General features: G+C 63.1%; 10 protein-coding genes. 5 read left to right on the top strand and 5 right to left on the bottom strand.

Going from position 1 to position 19,138, the window contains the following annotated elements:
• Positions 1-14 precede the first annotated feature (14 nt).
• A complete protein-coding gene (gene rbbA / locus NDB2M4_RS02610; RefSeq protein ID WP_072369681.1) occupies positions 15-2,765 on the top strand; it encodes a ribosome-associated ATPase/putative transporter RbbA in 2,751 nt (916 codons plus the stop codon).
• Complete coding sequence (locus NDB2M4_RS02605; protein ID WP_072369678.1) at positions 2,766-3,899, top strand: ABC transporter permease; 1,134 nt, start codon at positions 2,766-2,768, stop codon at positions 3,897-3,899. It abuts the gene before it with no gap.
• Positions 3,900-3,915: 16 nt separating this feature from the next.
• Here the strand turns inward: NDB2M4_RS02605 and NDB2M4_RS02600 are convergent, their stop codons facing one another.
• From NDB2M4_RS02600 to NDB2M4_RS02590, 3 genes are all read right to left on the bottom strand, one after another.
• Positions 3,916-4,791: a transglutaminase family protein gene (locus NDB2M4_RS02600; RefSeq protein ID WP_072369675.1), complete on the bottom strand. Its 876-nt coding sequence runs from the start codon at positions 4,789-4,791 to the stop codon at positions 3,916-3,918.
• Positions 4,788-7,352 carry a circularly permuted type 2 ATP-grasp protein gene (locus NDB2M4_RS02595; RefSeq protein ID WP_072369672.1) on the bottom strand — a complete coding sequence of 855 codons (2,565 nt, stop codon included), beginning with the start codon at positions 7,350-7,352 and terminating at the stop codon, positions 4,788-4,790. Before NDB2M4_RS02595 ends, NDB2M4_RS02600 begins: the two co-directional genes overlap by 4 nt.
• Before the next feature lie 144 nt (positions 7,353-7,496).
• On the bottom strand, positions 7,497-10,790 hold the full coding sequence (locus tag NDB2M4_RS02590) for a transglutaminase family protein (protein ID WP_072371691.1): 3,294 nt from the start codon (positions 10,788-10,790) through the stop codon (positions 7,497-7,499).
• Positions 10,791-10,985: 195 nt separating this feature from the next.
• On the opposite strand from NDB2M4_RS02590, the gene NDB2M4_RS02585 reads away from it, so the two are divergent.
• The gene (locus NDB2M4_RS02585) at positions 10,986-12,026 is read left to right on the top strand and encodes a zinc-binding metallopeptidase family protein (protein WP_072369669.1); all 1,041 of its coding nucleotides are present in this window, start codon (positions 10,986-10,988) and stop codon (positions 12,024-12,026) included.
• 12 nt (positions 12,027-12,038) lie between these two features.
• Here NDB2M4_RS02585 and NDB2M4_RS02580 read toward each other — a convergent pair whose 3' ends face one another.
• On the bottom strand, positions 12,039-13,454 hold the full coding sequence (locus tag NDB2M4_RS02580) for a hypothetical protein (RefSeq protein WP_139247065.1): 1,416 nt from the start codon (positions 13,452-13,454) through the stop codon (positions 12,039-12,041).
• A gap of 208 nt (positions 13,455-13,662) precedes the next feature.
• Here NDB2M4_RS02580 and NDB2M4_RS02575 point away from each other — a divergent pair, with 208 nt between their 5' ends.
• Together NDB2M4_RS02575 and NDB2M4_RS02570 are read left to right on the top strand one after the other, a co-directional pair.
• Positions 13,663-14,499 carry a GGDEF domain-containing protein gene (locus NDB2M4_RS02575; protein WP_072369666.1) on the top strand — a complete coding sequence of 279 codons (837 nt, stop codon included), beginning with the start codon at positions 13,663-13,665 and terminating at the stop codon, positions 14,497-14,499.
• A 75-nt stretch (positions 14,500-14,574) separates the two neighbouring features.
• Positions 14,575-15,930, top strand: a complete 1,356-nt coding sequence (locus tag NDB2M4_RS02570; protein WP_072369663.1) for an Nramp family divalent metal transporter — start codon at positions 14,575-14,577, stop codon at positions 15,928-15,930.
• 131 nt (positions 15,931-16,061) lie between these two features.
• Here NDB2M4_RS02570 and NDB2M4_RS02565 read toward each other — a convergent pair whose 3' ends face one another.
• Positions 16,062-19,136 (bottom strand): MexW/MexI family multidrug efflux RND transporter permease subunit, encoded by a 3,075-nt coding sequence (locus NDB2M4_RS02565; protein ID WP_072369660.1) that lies wholly within the window; start codon positions 19,134-19,136, stop codon positions 16,062-16,064.
• Positions 19,137-19,138: the final 2 nt, after the last annotated feature.

Raw genomic sequence — 19,138 nt, 5'->3', positions numbered from 1 at the left:
CGAGACCCTTTGTGATGACCGATGGCGATCACGCCGTTGCCGAACTCAAGGGCGTGACGCATCGCTACGGCCAGACGCTGGCTCTCGACGATGTGTCCCTCGTCATTCCGGCCGGCCGGATGGTCGGCCTCATTGGCCCGGACGGCGTCGGCAAGTCGACGGTGCAGGCGCTGATTGCCGGCGTGCGCAAAGTGCAGACGGGTCGCGTGACGGCGCTGGGTGGCGACATGGCGATCGCCGCGCATAGGGATGGCGTATGCGCCCGCATCGCCTACATGCCGCAGGGCTTGGGCCGCAATCTCTATCCGACGCTGTCGGTGTACGAGAACGTCGATTTTTTCGGGCGGCTGTTCGCGCAGAGCGAGGAGGAGCGACGCTGGCGCATCGTCGACCTGTTGCAATCAACGCAGCTGGAGAAATTCGCAAACCGGCCGGCGGGCAAGCTGTCGGGCGGCATGAAGCAAAAGCTGGCGCTGTGCTGCGCGCTGATCCACGACCCCGACCTATTGGTGCTGGATGAGCCGACTACGGGCGTCGATCCGCTGTCGCGCAAACGGTTCTGGGAGTTGATCGAGCGTATCCGCGCGCGCCGCAAGGGCATGAGCGTGCTGACCGCGACGGCGTACATGGAGGAAGCGGAAGGGTTCCAATCGCTGATCGCGATGGACGATGGCCGCGTGATCGCAACTGGAACGGCGAGCGAGCTGAAGCAATTGGCGGGATGCGACACGCTGGAGGAGGCGTTCGTCGCGCTGCTGCCGGAAGAAAAGCGCATCGGCCATCGCAAACTGCACGTGCCGCCGCGTGTGCACCACGACGGGGCGCTCGCCATCGAGGCGAATGACCTGACGAAGAAGTTCGGCGACTTCACTGCGGTTGATCGAGTGACGATCAGTATCGAACGGGGCGAGATTTTCGGGTTTCTCGGCTCGAACGGCTGCGGCAAGTCGACGACGATGAAGATGTTGACCGGGCTGTTGCCGCCGACGTCGGGTTCGGCGTCGCTGTTCGGGAAGCCAATCAACGCGCAGGACATAGATACGCGGCGGCGCGTTGGGTATATGTCGCAATCGTTCTCGCTCTACAGCGAGCTATCGGTGCGGCAAAACCTAGAGCTGCATGCGCGCCTGTTCCAGGTGCCTGCGGATGCGGTGCAGCCGCGCGTCGACGAGATGCTGGTGAGGTTTGGCCTCGGTGATGTGGCCGACGCGATGCCTGACGCGCTTTCGCTCGGCATGCGGCAGCGACTTCAGCTGGCGGTCGCGGTGATTCACAGGCCCGATATGCTCATTCTCGATGAGCCGACATCGGGCGTCGATCCGGTGGCGCGAGACAGCTTCTGGGAGCTGCTGATCGAGCTGTCGCGCAAGGATGGGGTGACGATCTTTATCTCGACGCACTTCATCAATGAGGCAGAACGCTGTGATCGCATCTCGCTGATGCATGCAGGGCGCATTCTGGCGATGGGGGAGCCGGATGCGTTGCGGGAAGCACGCGGCGCGGCGACGCTGAGCGATGCGTTCATCGACTATCTGGAAGAGGCGGACGGCAGGCAGGACGCGGAAGATGCCGCGGCAGAAAAGGCCCTGGCGCAACCCGAGCCTGAGCCCGAGACGAAAGGTGACCCATTAGGCCTGAAGGTAAGGCTGGCACGCATATGGGCATTTGCGCGGCGCGAGACGCTGGAGCTGATCCGCGATCCGATCCGCATTGCGTTCGCAATCATCGGGCCGGTGGTGCTGCTGCTGACGATGGCGTACGGCATCTCATTTGATCTGGAGAATGTGCGCTATGCCGTCCTCGACCGCGATCAGTCGCAGGAAAGTGCGATTCTGGGGGAGGCTTTTTCTGCGTCGCGCTATTTCAGCGAGCAAAAGAAGCTGACGAGCGAGGCGGACATCGATGCGCGCCTGCGTTCTGGCGACATCAAGGTGGCGATCGGCGTGCCGCCTGAGTTCGGACGCAACCTGCTGCGCGGGTACACGCCGGAAATCGGTGTCTGGCTCGATGGGTCGGACACTTTCAGGGCGGAGACGGCGCGCGGTTACGTGCAGGGCGTGATCAACAATTATCTAGAGGATCTGTCGCGGCGTGAGACAGGGTCGGTGCCCAATCTAAGTCCGGCCGATGTCGAGGTGCGCTTCAGATATAATCAGGCTTTTCTCAGCATCTACGCGATCTCGCCGGGCGTCTTGATGATGCTGATGCTGATGTTCTGCACGATGCTCACGGCGCTCGGGATCGTGCGCGAAAAGGAAATGGGGTCGATCATCAACCTCTACGCCGCGCCGGTGAGCAAACTGGAATTCCTGCTCGGCAAGCAGCTACCCTACATTGGGATCGGCATGGTCAGCTTTGCGGTACTGACCGCGATCATCGTGTTCGTGTTCGGCGTGGCGGTTAAAGGCAGCCTGCTGGCGCTGGCGACGGGTGCGTTGCTGCTCGCGGGGGCCGCGACGGCGTTCGGTCTCGTCATCTCGACGTTCGTGCGCTCGCAGATCGCTGCGATCTTTGGTTCGGCCATCATCGTCATGGTGCCGACAGTGAACTTCTCCGGCATGATGTATCCGGTGTCGGCGCTGGAGGGGAACGCGAAGGTGATCGGCACGCTGTTTCCGGCCCTCTATTTCCAGCGCATCAGCTCGGGTGTGTTCAACAAGGGGCTGGGCTTCGCGGAGCTTTATCGCAATCATCTCGTGCTGGCGCTGTTCTGCGCCGTGTTCCTGACGGCGGCGGTGCTGCTGCTGCGGAAGCAGGAGGCTTGAGTGAAGCGCTCGCTGGAACATGTCTATCGGCTTGGCATCAAGGAGCTTTACAGTCTCCGGCATGATCCGGTGCTGGTGCTGCTCATCCTCTATACCTTCACGCTGGCGATTTACACGGTGGCAACGGGCGTGCGGACCGAGGTGCGAAATGCGTCGATCGCCGTCGTCGATGAGGACGGGTCGGATCTGTCACGGCGTATTCGCGATGCATTCATTCCGCCGTATTTCAAGCCGGCTGCGGTGCTGCCCTCGGTAAAGGATATCGATGCTGCGATGGATGCCGGGACGTATTCGTTCGTGCTGGTGATCCCCGTGCGCTTTCAGGCAGACGTTGTTGCGGGGCGCAGGCCAACGTTGCAGCTCAACGTCGACGCCACGGCGATGACACTCGCTGGCAACGGCACGCTTTACGTGACGAACATCCTGCAGAACGAGCTGGCCGACTATGTCAGCCGCAGCGAGGAGGGATCGTCGCTGCCCGTGAAGCTATCGGTGCGCTCGAAGTTCAATCCGAACCTCGAGTCGAGCTGGTTCATGGCGGTGATGCAGATCGTCAGCAATATTACGATGCTTTCGTTGATCCTGTCGGGTGCGGCGGTGATCCGCGAGCGCGAGCACGGGACGATCGAGCATCTGCTGGTGATGCCGGTGACGCCGGCGGAGATCATGCTGTCGAAGATCTGGGCGAGCGGGCTCGTCATTGTCGCGGCGGCGCTGCTTTCGATTACGCTGGTAGTGAAGGGGATGCTCGGCGTGACGATCAACGGGTCGATCACGCTGTTCATTTTCGGTGCAGCGATCTTTCTATTCGCGATGTGCTCGCTCGGCATTGCGCTTGCGACGTTCGCGCGGTCGATGCCGCAGTTCGGGCTGTTGGCGATTCCGTTCTTCGTGGTGATGAACATGCTATCGGGCGGTGTCACGCCGCAGGAGTCGATGCCCGATGCGCTGCGCTACATCATGCAGATCGCACCATCGACGCACTTCACGAGCTTTTCGCAGGCGGTGCTGTATCGCGGCGCGGGGCTCGATGTGGTGTGGCCGCAATTGGCGGCGATGACCGTCATCGGTGTCGTGCTGTTTCTGGTCGCGGGCTGGCGCTTTCGCGGGACGATGGCGGCGGCACAGGGATGATGTGTTGCGCGTGCAGTCAGCTGATGGGGACCACGTCGACGCCTACCACGACAGCGTGCTCATTGCCGCCGAGCAGGATGCCGCTGATCGGACTGACATCGTCATAGTCGCGGCCGTAGGCGATGGTGATGTGCTCGTCCTTGGGGATGAGGCCATTGGTGGGATCGAAATCAACCCAGCCGAATTCGGGCGACCAGATGGAGATCCAGGCGTGCGAGGCGTCGGCGCCGGCGAGGCGCGGCATTCCAGGCGGTGGATGGGTGAGGATGTAGCCACTGACGTAGCGCGCTGAGAGGCGGAGCGAGCGCAGGCAGGCGAGCGCCAGGTGGGAGAAGTCCTGGCATACGCCGCGGCGCTGCTTCAGCACTTGCGTGACCGGTGTTGAAACGTCGGTCGCGGTGGAGTCGAAGGTGAATTCGGAATAGATGCGCTCGATCAAGCTCCATGCGCCGGAGAGAACCGGGCGGCCGGGGGGGAACGACTGGCGCGCGTAAGCTGCGATGTCGCGTGTCGGTCGCGTGTTCCGTGAGGCGCAGGAATAGCATCCCACCTCCACATCCGTGTGGGCCTTCGGGTCGGCAATGCGATGGACGACCTCCTCCCACGGTGCGGAGGCTGCGAGATCGATGGGTCCGGCTGGCGTCACCGAAATGGTGCTGCGGGCCTGAACGATGAGCTCTTTATGGTCCTGCTCGATATCGAACATAACGACGCGGTTGCCGAAGTAGTCCGTGCGCTCGGTGCGGATGGTCGGCGCCGGTTCGATGACGAGCGTATGCCCCTTGATGCGCTGGCGCGGGACGGCGCGCGGCGACATGTGGACGATGTGCTGACTCTGCACCACGGGGCTCGAGTAGCGGTACACGGTGCGATGATTGACATCGTAGATCATGGCTTGGGTTCCAAGCGAGTGTGCACGCGATGCGGCTGATCTTCGAGAAGGCTGAAGTAGTGCCGCTCGATCGCCGTTGTGAGCTGCGGCAGCAGACGAAGCTGCTTGCGAAGAGCGCCTTGCAGGTCGGAGCGGGTTGCATCTTTAGCCAGGGCCTCGACATCGAGGTGGCGCACGGACGACAGCATCGAAAGGATGAGACGGCGCTCGTCGGTGAGGTTGGTGCTCGCCTGGGCCTGCGGCAGGCTGCCGAGGTGCTGGGAAATGCTGGCGAGTTGATAGGCGAGGCTTCGCGGGTTGGTTTCATCGAGCAGCAGCAGGTCGAGGACCAGCGCCAGCATCGGATCGAGGCGGTAGCGCGAGCGGTACGTGATGAAGCTGTCGGCGACTTCGAGCAGATAGAGAAGCCGGCCGGATTCTTCCTCTTGCGGCATCGGCTTGCTGAAGAGCCAGAGAACCGCCTCACTCAGATTGCCGGCGCGCTCGATGCGTCGGCCCATGTCGAGGAATGACCAGCCCTTGTTGCGCGTCATATTTTCGTGGAAGAGGCCGTTGAAGGCCGCGAGCCAGCCGAGCCCGTCCTCAATGAGATCCAGCAGTGCGTCGGGCGGGCAGTCGACGATGGCGCGGCGCCAGTCGGTGCCGGGGCGGAAGTGATTGAGGACGCGAAATGCTTCGAGGGAGAGGCGGTCGCGCGTGAGATTGGCAACGCGGTAGAGCTTGTCGAGCGTGTCGTCGAGGGTGTGGCGTCCGTCCTTCGAGGCAATGAGTTCATGCGCCACGCTTTCGATGGCGACGGCGTCATTCACCTCGTAGTGCGCGGGTGGGGCATGCTCCTCGGTTGCCAGCGCATCAAGGCAGGCGCGGGCCGCACGCTGCACTAGCGCGGGGACGCTGTCGCCGCGGGTCGGCTGCAGGGCGCTGCGCAACACGCGCATGATCCAGTCGGCGCGTTCGGCATAGCGGCCGAGCCAGAACAGGTCGTCGGCGACGCGGCTTTGAATGACACGTGGTGAGCGCTGTACGCGGGCGGTCTCGATCCTGTTCTGCCAGAGGCTCTGGTGCGGCGGCACCTCGCCATCGGAAATGATCCAGACGTCGTGTGTGCGCGGCTCCGGCGCGCTGAGCGCGACGGCGAGGTTGGGCACGATGGCCATGGCAAGGCCGCCCGGCATGACGGTGAGGCCTTCGGACGTGGCGGCAACGAAGAAGCGCACGGCGAAGGGTTGCGGTGTGAGGCCGCGCGAAGAGAAGGCCGGCATTGTGCCGAAGCCGACGCGCTCCTCGGCAACGAGCATCTCGCCATGCAGCTCTATCTCCTCGATGAGGGCGTGGCGCTGCGCTTCGGTGAGACTGGAACCGAGCTGGCCATATTGTGCGCCGCCGGGGCGGCCTGTGCCCTCCTGGGCCGAGCGGATGACCATGCGGTCGAGATTGGCGATGACGTGACGCCGATTGGCGGCGTCGCCGAGCCAGCGCCGCGGCGTGTCGGCTAGCAGCAGGTCCTCGCGAAACAGTCTCCGGCAGATGGCGGGCAGATAAGGCGCCAGGCCGCGGTTCTGAGCGACCGCCGAGCCGAGGGAGTTGCGTACGAGTTGAGGTGATTTGCGGCAGGCCTGCACGAGGCCGGGAGGGCCGCCGTAGCGACCGGCGTCAAGCTCGAGCGGATCGGCTGTGCGGCCCTCGATGCAGCGCACGATGAGGTCGACGCGCTGCAGGCCCTCCAGGGTCTTTAGATAGACGTTGTCGCCGGCCGTGCGCAGGTCGCCGCCTTCGACGAGGAGGTAGCCAAGGTAGCGAGCGAGGTAGGCGTGGCTGAAATAGTCGTCATGCAGGGGGCCTGGGGTGAGCAATGCGATGCGCGGATCGCGGCGGCCGGTCAGCGCCGTCAAGCCGGCTTGAACGCTCTGAAAGAAGGGCGCGAGCCTCAGGCTGTTGCAGGCGTCGAACAAATCGCCGGCGACCTGCGTGTGCACCACGCGATTGGCAAGCGCATAGCCGACACCCGCTGGCGTCTCTGTGTGATTGTCGATGATGCGCCAGCTTCCGTCTGGCTCGCGCGCGAGGTCGACAGCGTAGAACTGGAGATAGCCGGCGGCGGGCTGGATGCCGCTGCAAGGTGACAGGAATGCAGGATCGGAAAAGACCAAGCCCGATGGTATCAAGCCGTCGCGAAGAAGCTGCTGCTCGCCGTAGATGTCGGTGAGGATGGCGTTGAGCAGGCGCGTGCGCTGCAGGATGGCCTTTTGGAGTGCGTGCCATTCGCTGCTGGCGAGGATCAGTGGGACGAGATCCACCTCCCAGCGTTTCCCCGGCGCAGCGGGGTCAGCGAAAATGTCGTGTGCGATGCCCATCTCGCGGACGCGGCGATTGAGCTGCTCGGCGCGGTCGGTCTGCGTGGATGATGGCAGGGTGGCGAGCGCATCAAGAAACGGGCGCCAATGCGGGCGCACGTTCCCGGCGGCGTCGATCATCTCGTCGTAGCCGCCGCTTTTCGCCGGCGCGTAGCCGGTCAGAAGATCCCCGCCGGTCGTCTGGGCGAGCCGGGCTTCAAGATTCATGGGAGCAACCCAGAGTTATTATCATTTGGAGCCGGCCTGGCCGCAGCGTTCGGCGGGAGGATAGTGCTTCGCGGAAGGGGTGGCCAGCGCCGCGGGGGTGCGGGGCGCTGTTGCGCCCAGCCGTGTTCCGCGGTGCATTGCGGTTCAGGTTCTGAGGTCCAGCGTCATCGGGTAGTCGGGATTGATCTCCGCCGGGGCCGGCGAGGCGCGACCCGGGGTGTGTCCCAGGCGCTCGAAACGCGCCAGGCGGCGCCCCTCGGCCTCGTAGGCGTTGATTGGGGAAACCTCGAAGTTGCGGCCCCCGGGGTGGGTCGAGTGATATCGGCAGCCGCCGACAGAGCGGCCCGTCCATGTGTCGATGATGTCAAACACGAGCGGGACGTGCGGAGCGATGGTCGGATGCAGGCAGGAGGCGGGTGCCCAGCCGCGATAGCGAACGCCAGCGACCTTTTCGCCGAAGGTGCCGGTGGACGTGAGCGGTAGGCCGCGCAGATTGCAGGTGACTGCAAAGCGGCCGTTGGCGCCATCCTGCACCTTCACCTGCAGGCGGTCGAGCGAGTTGTCGACGAAGCGGGCCGTTCCACCGGCGGTGCTTTCCTCGCCGAGGACGTGCCAGGGCTCGAGAGCCTGACGCAGCTCGACGTTTATGCCGTAGGCGTCGACCTCACCGATGAGCGGGAAGCGGAATTCGTAGTGCGGCTTGAACCAATCGAGTTCGATGGGAATACCGGCGTTCTTCAAGTCGCCGATAACCTCGGAGAAGTCCGCCCACAGGAAGTGCGGGAGCATGAAGCGATCCTGTAGCGCGGTGCCCCAACGCGCGACCTTGCCGCGGTAGGGCTTGTCCCAGAACATGGCGATGAAGGATCGCATCAGGAGTTGCTGCACGATGCTCATGCGCGCGTGCGGGGGCATCTCAAAAGAGCGGAACTCGACGAGGCCAAGGCGGCCGGTGGGGCCGTCGGGTGAGTAAAGCTTGTCGATGCAGATTTCGGCGCGGTGGGTGTTGCCGGTGACGTCGACGAGCAGGTGGCGGAAGATGCGGTCTACGAGCCACGGCGGGATGCTGCCGTAAGCGGGGTCGGGCACCTGCTTCAGAGCAATCTCGAGTTCGTAAAGCGATTCAAAGCGCGCTTCGTCGAGGCGCGGGGCCTGGCTGGTCGCGCCGATGAACAGGCCGGAGAACAGATACGAAAGCGAGGGATGGTTCTGCCAATAGGCGACGATGGAGGCGAGAAGGTCGGGGCGGCGCAGGAACGGGCTGTCAGCCGGCGTGATGCCGCCCATGACGATGTGGTTGCCGCCGCCGGTGCCGGTGTGGCGTCCGTCGAGCTGGTACTTGTCGGTGCCCAGGCGCGTCTGGTGGGCTTCCTCGTAGACGGCAGAGGTGATGGCCACGACTTCCTTCCAGCTGGTGGCCGGATGGATGTTGACCTCGATCACGCCGGGGTCGGGCGTGACCTTGATGACGTTGATGCGCGGGTCGTTCGGCGGTGAATAGCCTTCGATGTGCACCGGCAGATTCGTGGCGGCGGCGGCTTCCTCGATCGCGGCGGTGAGGGCGGCGAAATCGAGGGCGTCCGATACCGGCGGTAGGAACACGCACAGGTGTCCGTCACGCGGTTCGATGGCGAGGGCTGTGCGCACGGAGCCATAGATCTCGCTGGGGCCGAGTGGCGGAGGCACCGGAGCTGGGCGCAGCGTCACAGCCTTGCGCTGCTGGATGAGGATTTCGCGCTCGGGCAGCGGGGGCATGTCGCTGAAAGGATCTCGCGGGAGCACGTGCGGGAAGTCGACAGCAGGTAGCGCGGGCAGCGAGTTCATGGGCAGGCGGAAGCCGGCCGGCGAGTCTCCCGGCACGAGATAGAGCTTGTTGCGGCGCAGGCCCCAACGTTCCGTGACCCAGCGGCGTCCTAGATCGGGCGAGTGCCAGACCTGCACCGGCAGAACGTAACTGACTGGCTTGTCCAGGCCACGCTCGAACACGCGAACGATGCGCGCGCGCTCCTCGGGATCCTGCAGCTTGTTTTCAGCGGGCGTGACGTTGATCGGCAACTTCTGCTCGACGAGGGCGTAGTAGCCGGGATCTTCAAAGGCTGCGATGCCGCTATCGGCGGGGACGCCGAGCTGGGTGCACAGCGCTGCCATGAGCTTGCCAGCGTCCTCGATCGTCGCTTTGGCAGGTTTGCTCTCGCGATCGATGAGCTTTTCGTCGGCCCACAAGGGCTCCTGATCGCGGCGCCAATAAAGAGCGAAGGCCCACCGCGGTAGCTGCTCACCGGGGTACCATTTGCCCTGACCGTATTGCAGGAGGCCTCCGGGCGCAAAGCGGTTGCGCAAGCGGCGGATCAGATCTTCCGCGTAGGCGCGCTTGGTCGGGCCGACGGCGGCTGTCTTCCATTCGTCACCCTCCATGTCGTCGATCGAGACGAAGGTCGGCTCGCCGCCCATGCTCAGGCGCACGTCGGCGCTGTCGAGGCGCGTGTCGACGGCGTCGCCGGCCGCGATGATCTGCTGCCAGGTTTCTTCGCTGTAGGGGAGCGTGACGCGCGGGGTTTCAAGAATGCGCTCGACGCGCATTTCGAAGTCGAATTCGACTTCCGCCGGTTCGTGGCCGCCGCTGATGGGCGCGGCGCTCGACGGCTGGGGCGTTGCTGCGAGCGGAATGTGACCCTCGCCCGCGAGAAGGCCGGAAGTCGGATCAAGGCCGATCCAGCCGGCGCCAGGAACGTAAACTTCCGTCCAGGCGTGAAGGTCAGTGAAGTCCGCGGTGGCACCAGCGGCGCCGCCGTCGACGGGCTTCACGTCAGGGCGAAGCTGGATGAGGTAGCCGGAAACGAAGCGCGCGGCGAAGCCGATGTTGCGCAGAAGCTGAACAAGCAGCCAGGCCGAGTCGCGGCATGAGCCGGACGCTTTGGTGAGCGTCTCCTCGGGCGTCTGGATGCCGGGTTCGAGACGTACGCAGTATTGGACGCCGGAGTGAAGCCTACGATTGACCTCGATGAGGAAGTCGACGGTCCCCATCTTGTGGGTCGGCATGCCGGAGAGAAACTTTCGCACGAGGGGCCCGGCGGGATCGGGCATCAAGTACGGCGTCAGCTCCTTCTTGAGGTCGGGGTCGTAGGAGAACGGCCAGTCGCGCGCGCTTTCCTCGACGAAGAAGTCGAACGGGTTGATGACCGCCATGTCGGCCACGAGGTCGACGGTGACGACGAAGCGGTCGGTCTTCTCGGGCAGGACCAGACGTGCGCAGTAATTGGCGAACGGATCCTGTTGCCAGTTGAGAAAGTGAAGCTTGGGCTCGATGTTGAGCGAATAGCTGATGATCGGCGTGCGGCAGTGGGGTGCCGGTCGAAGCCGGACCACCTGCGGGCCCATTCCGATCACGCGGTCATAGTGATAAGCGGTCCGGTGCGTCAGAGCGACATGGATTGGCATCAGTACCCGTTCAGTAAGGAGTGCCTTTGTGCGGTGCAGCGACTGAACATAGAACAACTTTCGTTGCGCACGAAGAACAGGCATTGCCACTCGATTGTGCGGGATGCACTAAAGTTAGGCATTCGATAACGGGTGGATGCTGCGGGGGATCGCGCTACAGAAGGCAGGGGCGGAAATTCGGGGGTTGGGAATCGGGTGAAAACTTTCAAGTGCGGAGCCTGCGGCAACACTGTCTATTTCGAGAATGTTCAGTGTTTGCGCTGCGGACATCCGCTGGGCTTCCGTTCCGACAAGCTGGAGATCCGCGCTCTCACTGATGAAGGGGATGGCCTTTACCGCGACTACCGGAAAGGTGCAGGTGCGCGCTACCTGCGCTACTGCGCCAATACCGGGCAGGGTGTTTGCAACTGGCTGGTGCCGGCGGACTCGCCTTCGCAGTACTGCACCGCGTGCGAACTGAACCGCACCATTCCTGATCTTTCCGATCCGGCAAATGTGTTCGCGTGGGGTGAGTTCGAGCGCGCGAAGAAGCGGCTCATCTATTCGCTGTTGCGGCTGGGGCTGCCGCTCGATGGCGCTGCGGTTGGAAAAGCCCCGCTCAACTTCGATTTCGTCAATGACGCGCTCACCGGACACCTCGATGGGGTGATCACGATCGCTGTCGGTGAAGCGGATGCAGTGGAGCGTGAGCGTCAGCGCAAGGCGATGGCCGAGACGTACCGCTCGCTACTCGGGCATCTACGTCACGAGAGCGGTCATTACTATTGGATGCTGCTGATCGACGGCACGCGAGAGATCAGTCGCTTTCGCGAACTGTTCGGCGATGAACGGGAGCACTATGGAGCGGCGCTGGAGCGACATCATGCTCAGGGGCCGCCGACGGATTGGTCACTGCGCCATGTGTCGGCTTATGCGAGCGCGCATCCATGGGAGGATTGGGCCGAGACGTGGGCGCATTACCTGCACATGGTCGACGCGCTCGATACGGCGGCGGTGCATCGCATCGAGCCGCGCGCGGGACGGTTCGGCGCGAGCGGATGGACGCCGTGGCAACTTGATGTTTACAGCACAGAGAGCTTCGACTCGCTCGTCCGGCGCTGGGTGCCCTTGACGCTGGCGCTGAATGACATCAATCGCAGCATGGGACATGACGATTTCTATCCGTTCGTAATTCCCGATCTAGCCGTGACAAAGCTCGCATTCGTGCATCGGGTCATCCGGTGGGCGATGCATTGATCGCCCACGCTGTCAGAAGCGGATGAGGGCGCCGCCGAGGAGCAGGTCGAGATCGTCGATGGGCGCACCGGCGATAGGGCCGCTGGCAACGCGATTTTGAAGCTGGCGCAACGTGAGATCGCCACTGACGTGGTGGTAGGCGAGGTAGACGATCATCGCCGCGTTATCGATGCCCTGCGCGATGCCGCCGCCCCAGATGTCGACGTTCGATTGCCAGACCGTCCAATCTCCGGAGCCGGTCGGATTTAGCGGGTCGCCCGGGCCGACGGTCAGTACGGTGGGAGCGCCGCCGCTGTAGCTGTAGTAGCTGGCGTAGAGCGTCGACTTGCCGAGGGCGTTGAACTGGCGCTCGATGCCGATCTGACCGGCGAGGAAATAGCCCTGCTGTTCGACGCCAGTGCCATCGAAGCGAACCGTGGTGTCGACGATGCCGTCGTTGGTGAGGTTAGCACCGAAATTTACGAACAGGCCGGTATCGAGGTGCTTGGCACTGACGGAGCCGCGGACCTGCTGACATGCGGTTGCGTCTTCGCCGCGGGTGAAGAATGCCGCCGGGCAGACGCTGCGCGTGCGCGATCCTGGCTGCAGCTGCAGGAAGCCGATACCGGCGGCAACGTCGAAGCCGGCTATCTCCTTGCGGTAGCGTAGCGCGACGTCCCAAAAGTCGGTGACGACCCAATCTGCTGCGAACGTGAAGCCATTCCAAGTCGGGGACACGTATTTCATCAGCGAGAAGCCGCGCTGGCTTTCGCCGGGCTGATCGCCGCCCGCGCCGATGATGCGCCGCCAGCTCAGAAGGCTTTGCGTCATCTCGCCGTTGCGCGAGGAACGGAGAAACATGCCGAGGCCCGCGTTTTCGGGAGCTGAATAGGCGTCGAACGCTTCGGTCTGAGTGACGTTGGAGCTGGCGATGCGATCGGTCGCGGCGAATGCAGTGCCCAGGTATCCAGAGCCGAATCTCTTGTTCCGGAGGAACCAGACGGAGCTGCGCAGGTCGAAGCCGGTCGGCGGGCGTTCGTCGAAGCCACCGGCCGCGGTCTGCGTCACCAGCTTGGAGTTGGCGGTTCTGATGCCGATGTCGATGGCATATCCGGCTTCCCAGTTCGGGCTTATGGCGACGGTGCCGACGAATGCGAAGCGAGAGCGCTGGTTGTCATTGGTGACGACGTAGGCGTTGTCCTCGCCGCCGTCGTTCCAGTACATGACGGCGTTATTGACGAGGCCGGTCAGGGTCACCTTCAGCGTGCGGTTGCCTTTGGTTGCAACCGTGGCTTCCAATTCAGCCACGCGCTGCTCCAGGTCAGTGCAGCAATCATCAGCGATATTGGGACCGTAGGCGTGCGCAGATACGCTCGCCGCGGCCGTGCACAGCAGCGCCAGCATCAAGAGAGCGAGGATCGAGCCTTGCCCCGCGTTGGGCACGCGCAAATGCCTCTCATCGTTTGGTTTTTGACGCGTGACACCAGGAGGCCATATCAGATTCGAGGCGGGTCGCCGAAGGGGCAAGCGGGTGAGCCGCGCATCATGCAGCCTTCAGGTCGCCGGGGGGCAATGCTGATTTTTGTTTTACGTTTTGTTGGGTGATGGGAACTAGAGTGCCGTCAGATCGTCCGACTAAAGAGGGGTTTTCAGGGCGATGAGGGGCTCTCTGATCCAGTCCATCGTTGCAAATCCGCGTGAAAGCGCCCAGGACGCCATTCTTGCAACCGCGGTTCTCGTCACCGGGCTGCTGCTGGCGGTCGAGTTCGACCTTTTCAATTTCGCAGACCAGCTTTCCACCGAAGAGCGAAAGATCACGCTGCTGGAAGCCATCGGGCTGACGGTGCTGCTGGCCTTTTGCATTTTGGCCTTCGTTATCCGCCGGTTGCGCGAACAGGCGCTGGATGCCGAGCGGCAAGCAGAGGTGGATGCGGAAATCGAGGAGCTGCGCGATCAGGCCTTTCGCGACGTGCTGACGGATCTGCCAAACCGGCGCGCGGTGATCGGGCGGTTGAAGGCGATCGATCTGTCGGACGGGCGCTCGCGCGCGTTCTTCATGATGGATCTCAACGGCTTCAAGCGGGTCAATGATCAGTACGGGCACGCGGCGGGCGACTGCGTGCTGCGGGTGATCGCAGATCGCTTCAAACGGGTGTCACGTCCGTCGGATCTCCTTGGCCGACTGGGCGGAGATGAATTCGCGGTACTAGCGGACGACGTGGATGAAGCGGGCGCAGCGGCGCTGGGAAACCGGTATCTGGATGCGTTGCGTAATGACGTCTGGGTCGACGGAATCGGACACCGCGTCGGCGTCGCTATTGGCGTGGTGCTTGTCCCGCGTGACTGCCGCAGGGCCGAGGACGTTCTCGCTAATGCAGATGCGGCAATGTATCGTGCCAAGACGTTTGGGACGTCGGCGCTGGTATACTTCGGTGACCCGGATCAGCCTGACTTACATGCGCATGGGCTGACACACAGCACAGCGACCCATTGACTCCTATTTCGCGCGGCAACATATTTGCAGTTGCAAATCATTTGCAACTGAGGCCGGTGTGGTCAGATTGGGCGAATGCAGGAAGTAACGCGCGCACGGGGTGGGGTCGCGGCCTCCAAAGAACCAGGCTGGCGCAATCAGCGCGGTGAACCTTCGCTACGCGAGGTATGGGGCTCTATTCCCGTTCATGGATCGGGATGGCGCCGGCTTCTGGCGTTTCTCGGCCCCGGTTACCTCGTGTCGGTCGGCTATATGGACCCGGGCAACTGGGCGACCTCTCTCGCCGGTGGCTCGACGTTCGGCTACACGCTGCTGTGCATTGCGCTGCTGTCGAATGTGATGGCAATCCTGCTGCAAGCGCTGTGCGCGCGGCTGGGCTTCGCCACGGGACGCGATCTGGCGCAGGCATGCCGCGATGCTTTTCCACGACCGATCAGCAATGTGCTGTGGGTGATGGCGGAGATCGCCATTTGCGCCACCGATCTGGCCGAGGTGATAGGCACTGCGATCGGTCTCAACCTGCTGTTCGGTATCCCGCTCGAGATCGGCGTGTTTATTACCGCGCTCGACGTGTTTCTCATTCTCTATTTGCAGAACCTCGGGTTTCGCTGGATCGAGGCGTTCGTCGTCGGCACGCTGATGGTGATTGCGGCGTGCTTCGGAGTGCAGGTGGCGTTGGCCGATCCTGACTGGCGCCAGGTGATCCTGGGTTTTGCGCCGACGGTGGAGATCGTGCGCAATCCGGAGATGCTGTATCTGGCGATGGGCATCCTTGGCGCGACGGTGATGCCGCACAATCTGTATTTGCACTCCTCGATCGTGCAGACCCGGGCCATCGGGGATGACATTGAATCGAAGCGCGAGGCGATCAAGTTCGCGACGATTGATTCCTCAATCGCGCTGATGCTGGCGCTGATCGTCAATGCGTCGATCCTGATCCTGGCGGCGGCGACGTTCCACAAGGCGGGGCATAGCGGCATTGCCGATCTGGAGCAGGCGCAGCACCTGCTGGCGCCGCTATTGGGCTCGTCGGCGGCTGCAGCGCTGTTCGGTGTGGCGCTGCTGTGCTGCGGTCTCAACTCCACGGTGACGGCGACGCTGTCGGGTCAGGTGGTGATGGAAGGCTTCATCAACGTGCGGCTGCCGTCTTGGCTGCGGCGGCTGGCGACGCGAAGCCTTGCGCTCATCCCGGCGAGTATCGGTGTCATCCTCTATGGCGAAAGCGGCACAGGTTCGCTGCTGATCCTCAGTCAGGTTGTGCTGAGCATGCAGCTGCCCTTTGCAATCGTGCCGCTGGTGATGTTCACGGCCGACAAGCGGAAGATGGGCGTACTCGTGGCCCCGCGATGGGTGACGGCGCTGGCGGTGATCGTGGCCGTGGTGGTGATCGCCCTCAACATCAAGGTCCTCTACGACCTGTCAGTCGGGTAGAGACGCGCGCCGCGCCCACTGCAACCCTCGGCTTTATGCCGAGGGCCCAAGGTTCAGCATTCTCTTTCGAGCGAAGGTCTATGCGTCGCGATGGGTCCTCGGTACAGGCGCGAGGATGACGCTGGAGGGGGCTATTCGGCTGGGCCGTGGATCACCTGCGTGGCGTGGGCGTCGCGGCGGTGCTCACGCGCGATGTAGGTGTAAACCGCGGGTGTGACGAACAGCGTGAACAGCGTGCCAATGGTCATGCCGAACGCAATGACGATGCCGATGGCGAAGCGCGAGGCTGCGCCGGCGCCGGAGGCAAAGATCAGCGGCACCATGGCGATGACCATGGCGGCCGTGGTCATCAGGATGGGCCGGAGGCGGATGGCCGCGGCTTCCTCGATGGCCTCGCGGCGACCCATGCCTTTTTCGATCTGCAACTGATTGGCGTAGTCGACCATCAGGATGCCGTGCTTGGAGATGAGGCCAATCAGGGTAACGAGACCAATCTGGGTGTAGATGTTGATGGTGCCGAGGCCGAACGTGAGCGGGAGCAATGCGCCAAACATCGACGTCGGCAGGGCGATGAGAATGATCAGCGGATCGCGGAAGCTCTCGTACTGGGCAGCGAGCACTAGGTAGATCACGACCAGCGCGAAAATGAAGGTGACGACGAGACGGTTGCCTTCCTGCTCGTACTGGCGGCTTTCGCCCTGGAAGTCGTAAGTGAAGCCTTCGGGAAAGAGTTCTTTCGCCTTGGCTTTGAGGAAGGTGATGACCTCGCCAATGGTGCGGCCCGGGAATGGCACACCCTGCAACATGGCCGAGTTCAACTGTTGGAAGCTGGTCAATGCGTTCGGCTGCACGCTCTCGCGCACATCTACGACGGTCGAGAGCGGCACCATCTGTCCGGAGGACGTCTTCACCTGGTAGCGCTTGATCCAGTCGGGCTGGAGGCGGAAGTCGCGCGGCACCTGCGGAATGACCTGATAGCTGCGGCCATAGAGGTTGAAGCGGTTGACGTAGTTGCCACCGAGCAGCGTCGCCAGCGAGGCGCCGATGTCCTGCATGGTGATGCCGAGGCTGTTGGCCTTGGCGTGGTCGATCTTCACCTCGATCTGCGGTGTGTCGAACTTCAAGTCGCTGTCCGCGAAGATGAAGAGGCCGCTCTGCATGGCCTCCTGCTGCACCTTCTGCAGCACCTGGGCGAGCTGCTCGTAGTCAGAGGTGGTGGTGATCACAAACTGGAGCGGCGGGCCGCCGGTCGAGCCCGGGAGCGATGGCTGACCGAAGGTCAGGACCTGCGCGCCGGCGACGCCGTTCACCTTCGGCTGCAGCTCTTGAAGGATCTGCGCTTGCGTGCGGTTGCGCTCTTCCCACGGCTTGAAAAGGATGCCGGCGAAGGCCTGATGCACGTCGCCACCCATACCGTTGATGGCGAAGACGTGCTCCTTCTCGGGAACGGTATTGAAGATCTGGTAGAGGTGGTTCGTCACCTGCTCGGTGTAGTCGATGTTGGTCGCGGGTGGCGTCTTGACGAGATTGAAGAGGATGCCCTGGTCCTCTTCGGGAGCCAGCTCCTGCTGCGCGGTCGCGTACATGAGCGCGGTAGCGATGATGACGCCGAACAGAACGAGGAGCGTCACGGGGCGGTAATTCAGTGTGCGGGTGAGGCGACGCTGGTAGCGGTTCTTGAGCCGTTCGAAGGTGCGGTCGAGGAAGCGCACGAAGCCGCCGGCCGACAGCTCGCTGGTGAGCAGTTTGGAGCACATCATCGGTGACAGTGTCAGGGCGATGATGCCCGACACGATCACCGCGCCGGCGAGCGTGAAGGCGAATTCGCGGAACAGTGAGCCGGTCAGGCCGGAAACGAAGCCGATGGGGGCATACACGGCGGCAAGGGTGATAGTCATCGAAATGACCGGAACGGCGATCTCGCGCGCGCCCACAATAGCGGCGTCGTAGGGCGACAGCCCTTCCTCGATGTGGCGATGAATGTTCTCGACGACGACGATGGCGTCGTCGACGACGAGGCCGATGGCGAGCACGAGGGCCAGTAGTGTCAACAGGTTGATCGAATAGCCGAGCGCGAGCAGCGCAAACATCACTCCGATGAGAGACAGCGGGATGGTGACGATCGGGATGAGCGTGGAACGGAGGCTGCCGAGAAACAGGAAGATGACGACGATGACGATCACCGCCGCCTCTATGAGGGTCTTTTCGACTTCGGAGATCGAAGCGTCGATGAACTTAGTCGAGTCGTAGGCGATGGCGGCGGACATGCCGGGCGGCAGCTCGGCCTCGATGGCCGGAAACTCCTTGCGCACGTCGTCTATGACGGTGAGCGGGTTTGCGGTTGGCGTCGAATAAATGCCGATGAACACCGCCTTAAGGCCGTCGAAGACGGAGGTGGAATTCACGTCCTCTGCGCCGAGCGAAATTTCCGCGATATCGCGCAGGCGGACAAGCGCGTCACCGCGGGCGGCCACAACCAGTTCGCCGAATGCGTCCGCGCTGGCAAGCGAGGTCTCGGCGTTGATAGTGGTCTCGACGAAGTCGCCCTTGATCTGTCCGGCGGCGGTGGTGAAGTTGTTGGTGGCGAGCGCAGTGCGCACCTGCAGCGGCGTGACGCCGAGCGAGGCCATTTTCTCGGGGTTGAGCCAGATGCGCATGGCAAAGGTCTGGCCGCCGAGGATCTGGGCATTGGCAACGCCGTTCACGGTCTGCAGCTTTGGCTGCACCACGCGGGTCAAATAGTCGGTGATCTGCGAGGCAGACAGCACGTCGCTGTTGAACGATAGGTACATCAGCGCAGTCGACTCGCCGGTCTGCTTTACGACCACCGGGTCCATCGATTCCGGTGGCAGCACGCTGCGCACCTGATTGACCTTGGAGAGGACGTCGGTGACGGCGCGATCGGGATCGGCGTTGAGGCGCAGGTTGAGCGTGACGGTGGAGACGTTCTGGCGTGACGTAGACGTCAGCGTGTCGATGCCTTCGGCGCTTGCCACCGCCTGCTGAATGGGAACGGTGATAAAGCCCTTGATCACGTCGGCGTTGGCGCCGGGATATGACGTGGTGATGGTGATCGTGGTGTTCGACAGCTCGGGGTACTGGCGCACCTGCAAGTTGAACGCGGCGCTCAGGCCCACCAGCAGGATGAGCAAGCTGACGACGGAGCTGAGAACGGGCCGGCGAATGAAGATGTCGGTGAACGACATGG

The sequence above is a fragment of the Hyphomicrobium sp. NDB2Meth4 genome (assembly GCF_900117445.1).
In the GTDB taxonomy this organism is placed as follows: domain Bacteria; phylum Pseudomonadota; class Alphaproteobacteria; order Rhizobiales; family Hyphomicrobiaceae; genus Hyphomicrobium_A.
This window is presented reverse-complemented; position numbering and strand designations above follow the sequence as displayed.

Bases quoted from the DNA above. Each gene is read 5' to 3' on its own strand.
- rbbA (WP_072369681.1), top strand. From the start codon at position 15: ATGACCGATGGCGATCACGCCGTTGCCGAACTCAAGGGCGTGACGCAT.
- NDB2M4_RS02600 (WP_072369675.1), bottom strand. From the start codon at position 4,791: ATGATCTACGATGTCAATCATCGCACCGTGTACCGCTACTCGAGCCCC.
- NDB2M4_RS02595 (WP_072369672.1), bottom strand. From the start codon at position 7,352: ATGAATCTTGAAGCCCGGCTCGCCCAGACGACCGGCGGGGATCTTCTG.
- NDB2M4_RS02590 (WP_072371691.1), bottom strand. From the start codon at position 10,790: ATGCCAATCCATGTCGCTCTGACGCACCGGACCGCTTATCACTATGAC.
- NDB2M4_RS02575 (WP_072369666.1), top strand. From the start codon at position 13,663: ATGAGGGGCTCTCTGATCCAGTCCATCGTTGCAAATCCGCGTGAAAGC.
- NDB2M4_RS02570 (WP_072369663.1), top strand. From the start codon at position 14,575: ATGCAGGAAGTAACGCGCGCACGGGGTGGGGTCGCGGCCTCCAAAGAA.
- NDB2M4_RS02565 (WP_072369660.1), bottom strand. From the start codon at position 19,136: ATGTCGTTCACCGACATCTTCATTCGCCGGCCCGTTCTCAGCTCCGTC.